Below are 16,192 nucleotides of genomic sequence, written 5' to 3' on the forward strand. Positions count from 1 at the left end.
CGAGAGTGTTTGCCGTCAATCTCACATCCCCCTCAGCAGACAACACATTCTCAACACTGATCTCTCCTGATACAGAGGTTAAGACACCTTACATTGGTGAGCAAACACAGCAGACATTCTCTCTCACATCTTCCTTAAGCCAATCAAGGGCTTTATTACGTTTTTTGGCACTTTGTGTTCCATCAATATAAGATAAAGCTGCAGTCAAAAGGGAGGTATCTTTATGGACCTTATGAAGATTTAATAATTCTTTCTGTATTTCTTTAAAATTGAATGTGTTACAGATGATCAGATCAAATTCGGGTAAATCATATTTCTTTTTCGCATATGCAATCACTTGGATCGAATGATAAGCCGAAAACACTACGGTCATTGCATGTGCTAAAACTTTATTTTCTTTTCTCAAAGCTTTTGAGCATCCGTTGGTAGCTGGTAGAGCGAGATCTGAAACATCGAGTTCGGCAGCATCATCTTGTGTTTTATGACACTTACCTACTTTCATATCAGAGTACATAGCAAAGGAACGCAAGAGCACTTGTGCAAGTGCGAGCACCCTCGCATTAGTATTCCAAAAGCCCGAAAGTACTGAGTTCAAAACAGCTTTTTTTGCTTTTAGTGCTTATCGCACCTGGACACAGCAAAAACTCTCCGAATTCTAAGGACACCCACGGAGTAGACTCATTTTTATGATCGAACTTTAGGGCTTTCAGACCCTACTGATCGCTGCGTAGACGACCCAAATCACCCTTTAAGTAATAAAGTAATTTCAGGAAATTGGCAATGATTTTGAAGATGAAATTGTGCTCAAAATCTCAAAGGACGCTTTCATGGTCACGGAGACAGAAACAGAAGAATGCTATGATGCTGTAGAAATAGGTCTTGATCTCACAGCACGGGATTTGCAAACAAAACTGAAAGAAAAAAAGCTTCCTTGGTTTTTATCGAAAGGATGTAAAGACGCCGCATACGTCTCTGACTTCATAAACAAGGAAAAAATAAACGACCCAATAACCTTTGCAATGAAGCTGAATGGCGAAACAAGATAAGTTGGCAATACGAAAATATGATCTTTAGCTTTAGAAGATAATATCATTTTTAAGTTAATACATTCAGCTAAAACGTAGTGATCTCATATACACAGGTACTCCACAGGGTATAGGAAAACTTTCTCAATTTGACAGAATAGAATTATATCTCGAAGATCAATTAATTTTAGAGCTAAAAGTAAAATGAATCATCAAATACTGACCTTTTTCATTGTTTCATTTTTTTAGTCATCTCACCGGGGCTGAATATGGCCCTTATCATTGATAATGCAAAGAGATTAGGAAGAAAGAACGCATTTGTAAACGTTTTAGAATTATGTACAGCAATATATGTGCATGGAGCATTTTCCATACTAAGTGTATCAGCGCTCATTCTCAACAACAAAACACTGTTTTTTAGTAAAACTCATAGGTGGCAGCACTTTATTATACCTGGGCTTTAAATCGATTAAATCTGGAATACACAGCTTAAATTCAAAAGAGAGAATATCAACAAATGGAAAGAGCACTGTCGGTAAAACAAAACTTTTCACCAGCTATATGGACGGTTTTTTAACACAAATACTAAATCCCAAGGTATCAATATTTTACATAGAGGACTTCCCGAAATTTTTGTCTTCTGGCAGTGGCATTAAAAAAGGCTTTGAACTTATCACAATACATTCTTTCGACATCTTTGCATGATTTACTTTAATAACCATTTTTATATCATTTGCCAGCTCCGCTTAAAAAAAAGCAGAGGATAAAAGGTGCGATTAATGTAGCAACAGGAATAGTTTTATCTTTTGATAACAAATTGCAAGGCTAATAGAGCAATCTTTTTCTGATTCTGTCTCTCACTATGAATAGCTCAACCTCTAGCAGAGCTTATACAATCCCCAGTTCTTTTTTCTTTGTGTAACTGAATTACGCTGCATTTCTTTATCATAGTCTCAAGGACTTTTGTGTAAACAATGTGAATTTCTCACAACGTTTTATAAAATGTTATCAATATCTAAACAAAATCCTTATTCATCACTTTAAAAGAAATAAGCTATGATATTCCCCTTTTCGTTTATGAAACAAAAATAACTTTTTGATTTATGATAGCATAATACAAACAAAAAGTGATTTTAAAAATCATTTTAATTTCTATCATTAAAAAGTTTTTCTTAAACTAAGATGAGAAGTCTCGAACGCTATTTGAGAAAAAATTAAACCTCTCACCATTATGAATAATAACAAATAATGCACTGATTATAAATAATAAATTTAAGAAAATTATAAAGACTTCTGACAACTTTCTGAAATAATTTTAAAAGCCCCCAAGTCTTTTAATGAACCATTTATTTGTTATTAATAACAATAAAAAGCTCTCTATTCAAATATCTGTTACGTTATTTAAGAGGAAAACATCCTCTTTTTTCAAAACCATATTGTTTTCTTTATCCACACAAAATCATAAAAAACGTTTTTTTCCTTTACACCTCATTTATATCATGCTTCGATACGGAATGATGCATTTTTTAGTGTAATTTAATCTCAAAATAATTAAAGGGAACCCCCAAAAAATGAACTGTAAACAAAATTTAAAAGATGGTCCTCAGATGAAACTACAACGTGGACTAGATAACCGTCACGTACAACTTATAGCCCTCGGTGGAGCTATTGGAACAGGACTCTTTATGGGATCAGGAAAAACAATTAGTGTAGCAGGCCCTTCCATCATACTCGTTTATGCTATTATCGGATGTGCCCTATACTTTGTAATGCGTGCTATGGGAGAATTATTGCTTTCTAATTCACAATACCGGTCCCTTATTGATTTTTCAACCGATATGCTAGGACCGGGAATCGCTTTCTTTGTGGGCTGGAGCTATTGGTTGAGCTGGGTTGTAACTGGAGCTGCAGATATTATTGCTATCATCACTTATATGCACTTTTGGTGGCCAATGCTTAATCCATGGATTGCCGTTTTTTCTTGCATTGGTTTCTTTTTAATTTTTAATCTCTTTGCTGTAAAACTGTTTGGTGAACTTGAATTTTGGTTTGGTCTTATCAAAGTCGTAGCAATTTTAGCATTAATTGTTGTTGGTTTTTATATGATCGCTACGGGCTTTACTTCTCCCAATGGTACTGTTGCTTCTCTCAATCACGTATGGAATGATGGAAATATCTTTCCAAGAGGAATGACAGGTTTTTTTGCTGGATTTCAAATTGCCATTTTTTCTTTTGTTGGTATAGAAATTGCAGGAACAACTGCAGCTGAAGTCAAAGAACCTAAAAAAGTTCTACCAAAAGCAATTAATGCAATACCAGTGCGTATTGTACTCTTTTACATCTTTTCTCTCGCCGTGATTATGTCAGTCACACCTTGGGATCAAATTGTTCCAGATAAAAGCCCCTTTGTTTCGATGTTTTGGCTTGCTGGTATTCCGATAGCTGCTGGTTTGGTAAACTTTGTCGTTCTCACCTCGGCGGCCTCTTCAGCAAATAGTGGTATTTTTTCTACCAGCCGTATGATATATGGGCTAGCAACACAAAAAGGTGCTCCTCCAATTTTAGGTAAGCTTTCCAAATACCATGTTCCAGCCAATGCTCTATTCTTTTCCTGCTTATGTATTTTAATAGGATATACAATTGCCTCACTCTCTCCAAGCCTCATAAGTGCTTTTACAATTGTGACGAGCATTTCAGCTATTGCATTTTTATTCGTATGGTCTGTAATTTTGGTTAGCTATATTGTATATCGTCGCAATCGCCCTCATTTGCATGCTGAATCCGTCTACAAAATGCCAGGAGGCGTTATCGTGTGCGGAGTAATTTTAGTTTTCTTTGCTTTCATGCTCTATTTGTTAACGTTAGAAGAAGATACCCTAACAGCTTTAAAATACGGTATATTCTGGTTTATTTTCTTAGGGATAACCTATTTTACATTTGTAAAGAAAAAAATTACTCAAGGTAACAAATAAAGTCTATACATAAAAACATCTCAAAAAAGGGTAATTTTAGTTACCCTTTTCTACTTAACCTCCTCCCCACACCTCAAAAAACGAGGATTCCTACAAACGTCGGTTTGTAAACAATCCGGCATGTTAAGAGGAAATACTTATGAGCACTTATATGGTTCACCTATATAAGGCTCTAGGGGCTAGCCCTGCCCTGAACACTCACCACACATTCTAAAAATACTTAATGTGTAAAATTTTATATGCTTTATATCACTACTCTAAACAACAGCATTTTACTGCATCATAGGATAAGAAACAAGCTATTCTGTAAAGAACTCTCTATAAACTTCACTGACATTGTTTACTCATAAAACATGAGATTTTATCTAAAACGCCCCCCCAAAATTTATATTCAATTTTTTATCAAAATTAAAAATACAGCTCTAAACAGAATATATCTTAATAGATATCTACAATAAAAAAAGATTCTATAAAATATTTTTCTATTTGTAATAAATTTTAAATATAAATATTAATATGATAATTTATTATATTATAAATAAAATATGAAAAATTAAAATATAATATAATTTATGTTTTATTTATTATGTACAAAATAATTATTCCATTAATTTATAATGTTTTTTCTTTACTCACATATAGTCATAGAAAAAAATTCCTTTACTCCTTAACCATAGCGTGTTTTGATAGCAGGGATTACCTTTTTTAGGATAATTTTTATTTAAAAATAACTGAGGGGAACTTCCCAAAAATGAACAAACAAAATTTAGAAAAAAAACCTAAGAAGAAATTGCAACGTGGACTACATAACCGACACATACAACTTATAGCCCTTGGTGGAGCAATTGGAACAGGTCTCTTCATGGGATCAGGAAAAACAATCAGTGTAGCAGGACCCTCAATTCTACTCGTTTATGCAATTATTGGTTGTGCTTTATACTTTGTCATGCGTGCTATGGGAGAGCTATTGCTTTCTAATACACAATACCGATCTTTTATTGACTTCTCAACCGATCTTCTAGGTCCGTGTGCCGGATTCTTTATCGGCTGGACATATTGGTTGTGTTGGATTGTCACTGGAACTGCTGAAATTATTGCTATTGTCACTTATACACATTTTTGGTGGACTGAACTCAATCCGTGGATTCCTGTTATAATTGGTCTTATGTCCTTTTTAATTCTTAACCTCGTCGCCGTAAAACTATTTGGCGAACTTGAGTTTTGGTTTGGTTTTATCAAAATCGTAGCAATTCTAGTCTTAATTGTTGTAGGATTTTATATGATCTTTACCGGTTTTATCTCTCCAAACGGTACGGTTGCTTCTCTTAGCCATATATGGAACGATGGAAATATTTTTCCGCGAGGAATTACAGGCTTTTTTGCTGGATTTCAAATTGTTATTTTTGCTTTTGTTGGCATTGAACTCGCTGGAACAGCTGCTGCTGAAGTAAAAGAGCCTCAAAAAGCTTTACCACAGGCTGTTAATTCAATACCAATCCGCATTGTATTCTTTTATATATTCTCTCTTCTTGTGATTATGTCTGTGACGCCGTGGGATCAAATCAGTCCAGAAAAAAGCCCATTTGTAACAATGTATGCACTTATTGGTATTCCAACTGCTGCAGGTTTGATGAACTTTGTTGTCCTCACAGCTGCCGCATCTTCAGCAAATAGTGGAATTTTTTCTACCAGCCGTATGATATATGGGCTAGCAACACAAAAAGGCGCTCCTAAATTTTTAGGAAAACTTTCTCGTAACCACGTTCCAGCCAACGCATTATTCTTTTCATGTTTATGCATCTTATTTGGTTATGCAGTTGTATCGTTATCTCAGACCCTCATAGCTGCTTTTACAATTGTTACGACGATTGCCGCAACTTTGTTTATATTTGTATGGTCTATCATTTTGATCAGCTATATCGTCTATCGTCGCAATCGTCCTCTCCAGCATACTGTCTCTCCTTATAAAATGCCAGGAGGTGTTGTTATGTGTTGGACGCTTCTTGTTTTCTTTGCATTCATTATTTATTTATTGTCATTAGAAGCTGATACTGCCATAGCTTTAAAATACATTCCAGCGTGGTTCATATTTTTAGGAATTGTATACTTTCTTTTTGGGAAAAAGAATTATGCAAAAAATTAAAAAATAAAGCTTATGTTGCAAAAAAAAAACATAAAAAGGGTAACTAAAGTTACCCTTTTTGATATTATCTATAAAATTATAAAAGCTATTAACAAAATATCTCTGTGGAAACTTCAATTACGCTCTTTATCAACCAAAGCGTTAGATTTTATCCAAGGCATCATAGAACGAAGTTTTTTACCAACTTCTTCAATAGGATGATTATCATTTAAACGCCGCATACTTTTAAAATGAGCAGCACCAGCTTTATATTCTTGAATCCAATTTGACGTAAATTTACCTGTTTGGATATCTTTCAATATACGTTTCATTTCCGCTCTGGTTTCATCCGTAATCACGCGTGGACCAGAGATATATTCGCCCCATTCAGCTGTATTAGAAATCGAATAATTCATATTTGCAATGCCCCCTTCATACATGAGATCAACAATCAGTTTAACTTCATGTAAACACTCAAAATAAGCCATTTCCGGTGCATAACCTGCTTGTGTTAATGTTTCATAACCTGCTCGAATCAGTTCAACAAGACCTCCACAGAGAACCGCTTGTTCACCAAAAAGATCAGTTTCGCACTCCTCTTTAAATGTTGTTTCAATCACCCCAGCACGTCCACCACCAAGTCCACATGCATAAGATAATGCTACATTATGTGCATGCCCTGAAGCATCCTGCGCCACCGCTATTAAGCAAGGAACACCACAACCCCGTTGATATTCATGACGAACTGTATGCCCTGGACCTTTAGGAGCAATCATCACAATATCAACGTGTTTTTTAGGTTCAATTAAGCCAAAATGAATGCTCAAACCATGCGCAAAAGCAATCGCTGCCCCATCACGTAAATGATCATGAATATGTTCCTTATAAATATCAGCTTGCAATTCATCTGGTGTTGCCATCATGATGAGATCTGCCCATTTTGCTGCTTCAGCAACACTCACCACTTCAAAACCATCGGCCATAGCCTTTTTAACTGTTTCCGACCCTGAACGCAAAGCTATTTGCACATTTTTAGCACCGGAATCTTTCAAATTTAAAGCATGCGCACGCCCTTGAGAACCATAACCAACAATGGCTACTTTTTTTCCTTTAATGAGATTAACATCCGCATCACTATCATAATAAACACGCATAAAAACTTCCTTCTTTTTCTATTTAAACTGGATTTCAGATTATTTTTATCAAATAAGAAACATTATCTTCAGTGCATCACACACTTATAAAGACAAAAAACACCGCCTATAAGAACACAGCAATTGAATAATTTTTAAAGTTTACATATTGCATAGAAAAAACTGTAGTCCCCAGACATTCCCAAGACATATACGGATCCCCAAATAAACTTCAACTGCGATTCTACAAAAAAAATAATTACACAAAACAAGATTTCTAGAGAAAATATATTGGCTAATACTCTACTCTTCTATCGTGTAACAAAACACTATATTCTAAAAATTAAGATACAATATACACTCTTTAACATGAACCAAATCAATACGGATAGCAAGAAAAATTACAAAATAACAAGTATTGTTTTAATACAAAATTCAAAAGCATATACAACAACATCTTTAGAATAATAGAGAGGACGTTTTTACTTTTTACGTTCTTTAATATCCACGCTTCTCACGCGAAAAAGAACACCCCCTACTGCTATTATGTTATTCATTTATGGCTCCCCTTATAAAAAACTTTTAATACGCTCGAGCCCTTTTCAAGTATCCCCTATAATACTCTAAGATTTATTGCACCCACTCTCTTTACTTTCATAAAGCTACAAGTTGATATCATCATTCTATTTGACAGCTCTTATTGCATTAAGCCTATTCATAAAAAGCATTTTCTGATTTTAAATCTGTTCATGATGAAATCATCAAAACCCTTATATACCAAAAGCAGCATTGCACATAGATAACAATATGTCTTATAAATTATCTCATTGCAAATGCTGTCACAACATTAAACTAGAAAATAAATGATGATAGCAATAGATTTCATATCATCCATAAAAATTTTACGTTATACTATTTACAGATAACCCGTAAAACGAGCTCAAACATCAAAATAATTTCTGTATTGATCAATTAAAATCCTACGCACTCCTTTATAAGGAAAATACTTTCAAAACCCTATTTCCTCTCCCATCAAAAAAATTATGGTAAGAAGATTTTAAAACTTCCTCATAATGGATGGTACACATAAAGAACATCGCATACACTCAAAAACAAAAGATAGAAAGAAACCAATAAACAGAGGAACAATAGGATATTTATAATACATGCTAACAGTGCTATTTATCTAAACATATATTATTTTTTTAGATAAAGTGACAAAGCTTTATAAAAATTTTTCTTTCAATTTTAGAAGAGAGAAAAAGATTAGGATAATAACCGGATAAAACGCTGAACAGTATCATGCATTCCATACTCTAATGCATCAGCAATAAGCCCATGGCCAATAGAAACTTCATCAAGCCAAGGAATGTTTTTGACAAGAGCAGGAAGATTCATAAGTGTCAGATCATGCCCTGCATTCATACCTAACTGCAACTCTTTTGCTCTTCTTGCTGCTAAAACAAGTTTATTAAGCTCTTGAACTTGTTTTATTTTGTCCTGAAATGCATCACCGTAAGGCCCAGTATAAAATTCCACACGATCAGCCCCTATTGCTTTAGCAATATCAAGACCATCGATAGTAGGATTAGCAAAAAGTGATACACGAATCTTTCTTTTTTTCAAATGCTGAATAATAGGTGTTAAAAATTCTGCATCATGAGCAAAATTCCAACCATGATCAGACGTTGACTGTTCTGGATCATCAGGAACAAGGGTAATCTGATCCGCGTAGTTTTCAGCTATATCCAAAAATTGATCACTGGGATAACCTTCAATATTAAACTCAGCTGTAGGAAAAGTGTTCTTGATTAAACAGTATATATCTGGCAAATCCGCAAAACGAATATGCCTTTCATCGGGACGTGGATGAACCGTCAAACCTGCTGCTCCAGCAGCAAGCGCTATATGCCCAATATTCGTGATACTTGGCCACGGAAGATTACGTCGATTACGCAAAACAGCAACAGCATTAAGATTAACCGAAAGTTTTACCGCCATGCCCATTTCCATTTTTCTATATTGTGTAACAAGATAGAAAAAAGCATTTTCCATCTGAAACTTAGATGATACACATATTTTTTCTATCGAACAATCATTAAACGTTCTGCTGCGCGCGTAATTCCCGTATAAAGCCAGCGCGCATACATATCACGAAATGCAAAACTTTCATCAAACAAAATGACGTTATTCCATTGAGAACCTTGCGCTTTATGAACCGTTAATGCATACCCATAATCAAAATCATCATATCGCTTTTTTAATTGCCATGAAATTTCTTGATCAGGGTTTTCAAATGCTGCTTTTAACAGTTTAATCTTTACTACCCCACGCTCACCTTCTTCTGGTTTCACAAGAAGATTAATACTTGGCTTAACTGTTTCCTTCTGTGAAGTCATCACCTTCCATAAAGAGCCATTCAACAAACCTTTAGTAGGATCATTTCGCAAACACACCAGCTTATCTCCTGCTTGCGGATAATCTGCTGTAAATCCTTTTAACACACGCAAACGCTGATTATAAAGGTAGCGCGTACGATTAACCCCTACCAATACCTGATCAGCATCCAAAACCAATTGTTGATTGACCTCTTTACGTGTAACAACACAGGCTTCTCCATAATCACCATAAGCAATATCGCGTCCTTCACGCACATCCATAGCAAGACGTATAATCGGATTATCCCGCGCTTGCCGATGAATTTCTGAAAGAAGAAAATCTGGTTCTCCATTGGAAAAAAAACCTCCACCTGATATAGGAGGCAATTGACCTGGATCACCCAGAACAAGAATTGGCGTCCGAAAGCTCATTAAATCACACGCCAATTTTTCATCCACCATCGAGCACTCATCAACAATAATGAGTTTAGCTTGCGCAGCAGCGCTCCTTCGATTTAATGTAAATGTTGGAGCAATAGACTTTTTTCCTGTTATTTCATCGGAAACTTCTTCTTCTCCACGTGGACAATAAATCAGCGAATGAATAGTACAAGCATTGCTTGCACCTTTAGAACGTAAAACCTGCGCTGCCTTCCCTGTAAAAGCAGCAAACTGAACAGAACCATCAACTGTCTCTGCAAAATAGCGCGCAAGCGTCGTCTTACCCGTCCCCGCATAGCCAAAAAGGCGAAAAAGAGGAGAACGCCCTTCCTTCAACCACGCGGCAACAGCCTTCAATGCATTATCCTGTTCCGGCGAAAACTGCATCGCTTATCAAAATAAGATTCGCATAAAAAACACAACTAAAAAAACTTTCGTTAAGAATTTTGATACATGAACTACTTTCATAACGCACTTACTAACCCTTGTATTAAAAACTTTTATACAAAATATTTCAATAATCTAATTTTTGACTTCATGGAAAATTTGTATCACCCCTCTTGAGTAAATCTCTTGCAGATTATGTAACATTTTGATTTTTAATCATAATTAACTATTTCACATGTTAAATAAGAGATCTGAATATCGTAAGTTTCTCTCATTTCAAACCTATTCCATGTTAAATTAATCAAAATCCTTTGCTTGCACGTCAAAAATGAGGCTTGCTTGCTGTTTCATAAGTGTAAAGATGGTAGTAGACAATATTTATAACTTATGTTTATAATTTACGAGGCTCTACCGTTATTACTCATAGTCACCATCGCAAAATGAACTTAGGTATATTAAGAGATGTGTCTTTAAAACAGGCACGTAAGTTGGCAACCCAATAGCGTTTTGTTTTGCGTGAAGAACCGTATCTGATTAAGGTAAAATATCCTATTTTATAGCACAAAACAAACTGCCAGATTAATATAGGTGTTTCTATTGCATCATAATTAGCGTTTAAAAAGTAACTAAAAATAAAATGTTAATCAAGTGAATCAATAAAAATGATTCCCACAAAAATTATTTTTGCATATTAAAGAGTATAATTCCACACGCTATACATGCTTTATAGGACAATCACCTCACTTGCACATGAAAATAAAGCACAGCCACCATGATGAAAAATAAATCAAACACATTAAAAACGAGAGGGAAGCTTTTTTAGTAGAAACAACAAAAGGAATAAAAGATCTTAAAAAAATCTGTTTACCCTAAAAAGAGTCTATAACCTCCTCCCCTCGAGTCCTTTCAACAATCGGAGTTTTAAAAATAGCTCTCCAGCTAGACAAATTATAAATTTTTTTCAAAATACAGATTAATAAAACTTTGCTTTCGAAAATGTAAAATGGACATACTCAAGCCTCGCATTCCTCATCTTATTAAACAAGCTTCTTATATAATAAGTCCTCTATTATGCATCTTAATCATAAAACACAGCCTAGAGGTATAGAAACTATCAAATACAAGGTTTATCTTATAATTAAAGAAGTTAATTGCCAAATGACAAGCCACCCTTCTAGAACAGAACAACTTATCGAAAATACATTTTATAGCAACCAGTATTTTAACAACGTTCATTGCATAAACTCTCGAAAGAGACAAAAAACAGAACACTCCTTCCCTTTATGAAAAGATGCAATTCCACAAGAATTGTAGCAATCAGAAAGAAACATGACATAGCTCAACATGAAACGGAGTAAAAAATATAAGCAAACACTCAAAACTTTTCTGAAAACTTTCAATCATTTTTTTAATGAACAATTACACAGGGATTTTTTTAAAAAAATCTAATTTCATGAATAAAAAGATCAGTTCTCAAACATAATGGCGATTTTCTCATTAAAACAGAAAAAATAAATTTTAAATCAATATCTATTTTCTAACCTAAGCTAAAGAATAACAATGCTTAAAAATTTTTCTAATGGATATACAATGTTAATATAAAAATAAAAGTGACAAAACCCTCTCAAAAATAAGCTTTTCCCATTTTATAAATATGTAACGAGACAGAAAAAATAAACATATACCTAAAAAATGCGCAACAATCTGCAACAAACTCAGCTGTAACCTCATAAAGCAAAGCACTATTGGACTGCACAGATCACAATATGCTATCACAAGTACAAATTCTAACTTCCTTCCTGCCCTAACAGACAAAGATTCCTAACCCCACCTATCCGGCAACAATCCGACTTCCCTTAAACAGCTTATACTTTCTAACCATTTTATGCGCTTCAATTCATAGATAACATGTTTATTTATACAATAAATCAATATGTTATCTTAAATCAATAAAAATCGTTTCTTTACACATCGCAAGCAAAATTGATGTGAAATAAAAATAATCAAAGAAAGGAATAAGAATGTCTTTTATCAACCATACGCAAAACTATAACAACATTGAGATAGCAAACAGTATGATGGTATAGGCTTACTCCTTCATAAACTCTGCGGACAAACATTAACTAAGAATATTCACCACACAGTCTTTTAAAAAATGATATGTATAAAGTTTTATATGCCTTATACTCCTATAAACATTGGATTTTTACTGCACAACGAAATAAAAATAGTCTCTAAAAACGATAAAAATATCTCTCAAAATGAGGGATAGAAGGAAGAATTGAAAAGAATCAACAACCATAAAATCCCTTCACTATTTGGTTAACATATTAATTTTATACAAGAATCTTTCCCTCAGAAGAAACAGCATTTGCAACAGCTTCCTCGCTTGCCTCATCGGGTAATAACATCTCATTATGGGCGCATCCCGATGGAATCATGGGAAAACAATTTTCTAAATGATAAACACGACAATCGAAAAGAACAGGCTTATCACAGTCAATCATTTGCTGAATTTTATCATCAAGTTCATCTGGTTTTGAACAATGAATCCCTACAGCTCCATAAGCTTGTGCCAATTTCACAAAGTCAGGCATAGATTCCGTATAAGAATGAGAAAGACGATTACCATGCAGCAATTGCTGCCACTGACGAACCATCCCCATATACTGATTATTTAAAATAAAAATTTTCACTGGTGTGTCATGCTGAATTGCTGTTGCAAGCTCTTGAATATTCATTTGAATGGAGGCATCACCAGAAATACACACAACAAGCGCATCAGGATGTGCTATTTGAACACCGATAGCTGCAGGAAGACCATACCCCATAGTTCCCAACCCACCAGAAGTCATCCAATGTTTTGGTTCATCAAAATGATAATACTGCGCTGCCCACATCTGATGCTGTCCAACATCCGTTGTAATATAAGCGTTTGCATCTTTGGTAAGAGCATATAGCCGTTCAAGAGCATATTGTGGCATGATAACATCTTTTTTTTTCATATATGCCAATGAATTACGAGCCTTCCAGCGATTAATTTGCATCCACCACGTTTTACGACTTTCTTTATCAAACTTTGATTTATGCCTATGTAAATGTTGCATTATATCTGCCAAAATATGAGCCACATCGCCAATAAGTGGAACTTCTGCTTTTACAATTTTATTAATGGAAGAAGGATCAATATCAATATGAATAATACGCGCATGAGGTGCAAATGCATCAAGGCGCCCTGTGATACGATCATCAAATCGTGCTCCAACAGCTAACATGACATCACAATCATGCATGGCCATATTAGCCTCATAGGTTCCATGCATTCCCAGCATTCCCAGCCAATTTTTGCCAGAAGCAGGATAAGCACCAAGTCCCATTAATGTTGAAGTAATCGGAAAATCTCCCAATTGAACCAAATTACGCAAGAATTGTATAGCTTCCATCCCCGATGAAATAACACCGCCACCAGAATAAATAATAGGGCGTTTTGCCTCAACTAAAAGAGAAACAGCAATTTCAATAGCCTCACTATTATTCTCTTTCAACGGTAGAGAAAAATGCAAAGATTCCTGAATTTGAGGTGCTCTATAAAATCCTGAAGCAAATTGAACATCCTTAGGAATATCAATCAAAACCGGTCCAGGACGACCTGATTGAGCAAGAGAAAAAGCTTCATGAATAATAGCCGCAAGATCATTAACGTTTTTAACCAACCAATTACGCTTCGTACAGGGCTTTGTAATTCCAACCGTATCAGCTTCTTGAAAGCCATTTGTTCCAATGATCGTTGTCGCTACCTGACCAGAAAAACAAACAAGAGGTATAGAATCCATGAGAGCATCTTGCAAAGGTGTAACAGCATTCGTTGCGCCTGGACCAGAAGTTACAAGCATAACACCTACTTTTCCAGTACTGCGTGCATAACCTTCAGCAGCATGCCCTGCAGCTTGTTCATGACGCACCAAAATATGCTGGAATGTATCTTGGTGATAGAGAACATCAAAAATAGGCAGAACAGCCCCACCAGGATAACCAAAAATATGTTTAACCCCTTGATCTATAAGAGCCTGAACCACTATTTCAGCCCCCGACATTATTTTTCCGTCTGCACTCTCTTGCTTTCTTGGATCATTTCTCATTTTTCCCACTCACCTACTTGATAGGACAATAAAAAAGCTCCTAACGGAGCCCATAAAAAAAGACCCTAAAGGAGCCCATTACACAACACACACTGTATGATCACCCCCATTATTCCAACGTATAAAATATATAAAAATTTCCTTGTAGAAAGGTTTCTAATTCCATTGATACCATTCGTCAATAAAAAATTATATTTTCTAAAAAAATCTTTTTCACGAATTATCTTTTATCTTTCGATAAGTTTCTTTGCAAAGCTCTAGCTCTTTTATCAAAAAGTAAGCATCCATTCTTCATCAAATTGATTACGAAACCATGTCATTTGTCTTTTTGCATATCTCCTCGTTTGTATTTTCACCGCTTCTAGAGCATTCTCAAAGCTTCTATATCCATCCAAATAAGCCATAAATTCAGGTATACCAATAGCCTTCATTGCTGGTAATGAAGGGGAAAGCATAAGATTCTTCATGATCATCACCTCTTCTAAAGCTCCTCTTTCAATCATAGAATCCAAGCGTTTATGAATACGTTCATAAAGCAGAGGACGTGGTGGCATGAGAAGAATTTTTTCGGTGAAATTCGGCGCAATGAGAGGTGTTGTTTTTTGTTTCTGCCACCAACTGAGCGTCTGACCGGTTGCATCATAAACTTCCAAAGCACGGACAATACGCTGTCTATCGTGCGAAGAAATTTTTTCAGCAACAACAGCATCAATCTGCAACAACTGGCGATAAAGGCTTTCAGGTCCCTCTTTATCAAGCAGCAAACGCCACTTCTGCCGCACAACATCTGGAACATGAGGGATTTCCGAAATCCCCTCTAAAAGAGCACGAAAATAAAGTCCTGTTCCACCAACAAAAATAACTGATCTTAAAGAAAAAGTAGCCAATAGCTTCTCGACATCACACAACCATTGCCCTACTGAATAATTCAAAGTAGGACTCACATGACCATAAAGATAATGTGGAACAATCGCGGTATCAGCCTCCCTCGGCCGTGCCGTTAAAATATTTAAAACATCATAAACCTGCATTGAATCAGTGTTAATAATAAGAGCATTTTTTTCTTGAGCCATTTGCAAGGCAAGTTCTGACTTCCCACTTGCCGTTGGTCCCGCTATTAATGTAACTGTTCTCTGTGTCATGAATAGCAATTTCTCCCAATCAGTAACTTATTGCAACATGCATGACATCCCCCAAAGCCCCTTATGAACTTATAAAAAAAGAAAAAATGAACTTAATAATAACATCAAGGGAATTTCCAAGCATTTTTTGCTATCATAATTCAATAATAAACTACAGCCATAATCATTCTGTCCGTTAGTCCATTAAAAACAAACATAAGGAGAACTTTTTTCAAACTAAAGTGAAAAAAATGTTCTCTATAGCACAAAAAATACAATCACAAAGTGCTAAAAGTCTCACTAAATAAAACATTATTTATAATAATAATTGCACCCTTTATTTATAATAGTTGAGCGTTATGCAACCTAAATAAGAGCTCCCAATATCGTAAAATTTTCTCATTTTTATCCTTCTCATAAAGCGCCATATCAATACCATTCACTTGTGCATCACAAGCAGAGATAGAAATTTGA

The 16,192-nt window shown here is 35.1% G+C and carries 8 protein-coding genes and 2 pseudogenes; 4 read left to right on the forward strand and 6 right to left on the reverse strand.

Going from position 1 to position 16,192, the window contains the following annotated elements; all coding sequences use genetic code 11:
* Positions 1 to 77: 77 nt before the first annotated feature.
* Positions 78 to 538, reverse strand: a pseudogene (locus ACFIJ0_RS06680) (hypothetical protein); the annotation flags it as partial.
* Between the two features lie 247 nt (positions 539 to 785).
* Between ACFIJ0_RS06680 and ACFIJ0_RS06685 the strand changes: the two are divergent.
* From ACFIJ0_RS06685 to ACFIJ0_RS06700, 4 genes and pseudogenes are all read left to right on the forward strand, one after another.
* A pseudogene (locus ACFIJ0_RS06685) lies at positions 786 to 1,233 on the forward strand (fumarylacetoacetate hydrolase family protein); the annotation flags it as partial.
* A gap of 170 nt (positions 1,234 to 1,403) precedes the next feature.
* Positions 1,404 to 1,730: a LysE family translocator gene (locus ACFIJ0_RS06690; RefSeq protein ID WP_375622948.1), complete on the forward strand. Its 327-nt coding sequence runs from the start codon at positions 1,404 to 1,406 to the stop codon at positions 1,728 to 1,730.
* 866 nt (positions 1,731 to 2,596) lie between these two features.
* A complete protein-coding gene (locus ACFIJ0_RS06695; protein ID WP_375622950.1) occupies positions 2,597 to 3,997 on the forward strand; it encodes an amino acid permease in 1,401 nt (466 codons plus the stop codon).
* 751 nt (positions 3,998 to 4,748) lie between these two features.
* The gene (locus ACFIJ0_RS06700; RefSeq protein ID WP_375622952.1) at positions 4,749 to 6,140 is read left to right on the forward strand and encodes an amino acid permease; all 1,392 of its coding nucleotides are present in this window, start codon (positions 4,749 to 4,751) and stop codon (positions 6,138 to 6,140) included.
* Positions 6,141 to 6,253: 113 nt separating this feature from the next.
* On the opposite strand, the gene ilvC is transcribed toward ACFIJ0_RS06700, so the two are convergent.
* From ilvC to miaA, 5 genes are all read right to left on the reverse strand, one after another.
* A complete protein-coding gene (gene ilvC / locus ACFIJ0_RS06705) occupies positions 6,254 to 7,273 on the reverse strand; it encodes a ketol-acid reductoisomerase (protein ID WP_375622954.1) in 1,020 nt (339 codons plus the stop codon).
* 1,245 nt (positions 7,274 to 8,518) lie between these two features.
* The gene (locus ACFIJ0_RS06710) at positions 8,519 to 9,253 is read right to left on the reverse strand and encodes a pyridoxine 5'-phosphate synthase (protein ID WP_375622956.1); all 735 of its coding nucleotides are present in this window, start codon (positions 9,251 to 9,253) and stop codon (positions 8,519 to 8,521) included.
* Between the two features lie 83 nt (positions 9,254 to 9,336).
* On the reverse strand, positions 9,337 to 10,458 hold the full coding sequence (locus tag ACFIJ0_RS06715) for an ATP-dependent RecD-like DNA helicase (protein ID WP_375622958.1): 1,122 nt from the start codon (positions 10,456 to 10,458) through the stop codon (positions 9,337 to 9,339).
* 2,336 nt (positions 10,459 to 12,794) lie between these two features.
* Positions 12,795 to 14,597, reverse strand: coding sequence for an acetolactate synthase 3 large subunit (locus ACFIJ0_RS06720; RefSeq protein ID WP_375622960.1), 1,803 nt, complete (start codon positions 14,595 to 14,597; stop codon positions 12,795 to 12,797).
* 269 nt (positions 14,598 to 14,866) lie between these two features.
* Entirely contained in the window at positions 14,867 to 15,739 is an 873-nt protein-coding gene (miaA, locus tag ACFIJ0_RS06725; RefSeq protein WP_375622962.1) for a tRNA (adenosine(37)-N6)-dimethylallyltransferase MiaA, read from the reverse strand.
* Positions 15,740 to 16,192 lie beyond the last annotated feature (453 nt).

Origin of the sequence: Bartonella sp. OC68QHHN, assembly GCF_042193875.1 — a bacterium.
GTDB classification, from domain to species: Bacteria; Pseudomonadota; Alphaproteobacteria; order Rhizobiales; family Rhizobiaceae; genus Bartonella; species Bartonella grahamii_A.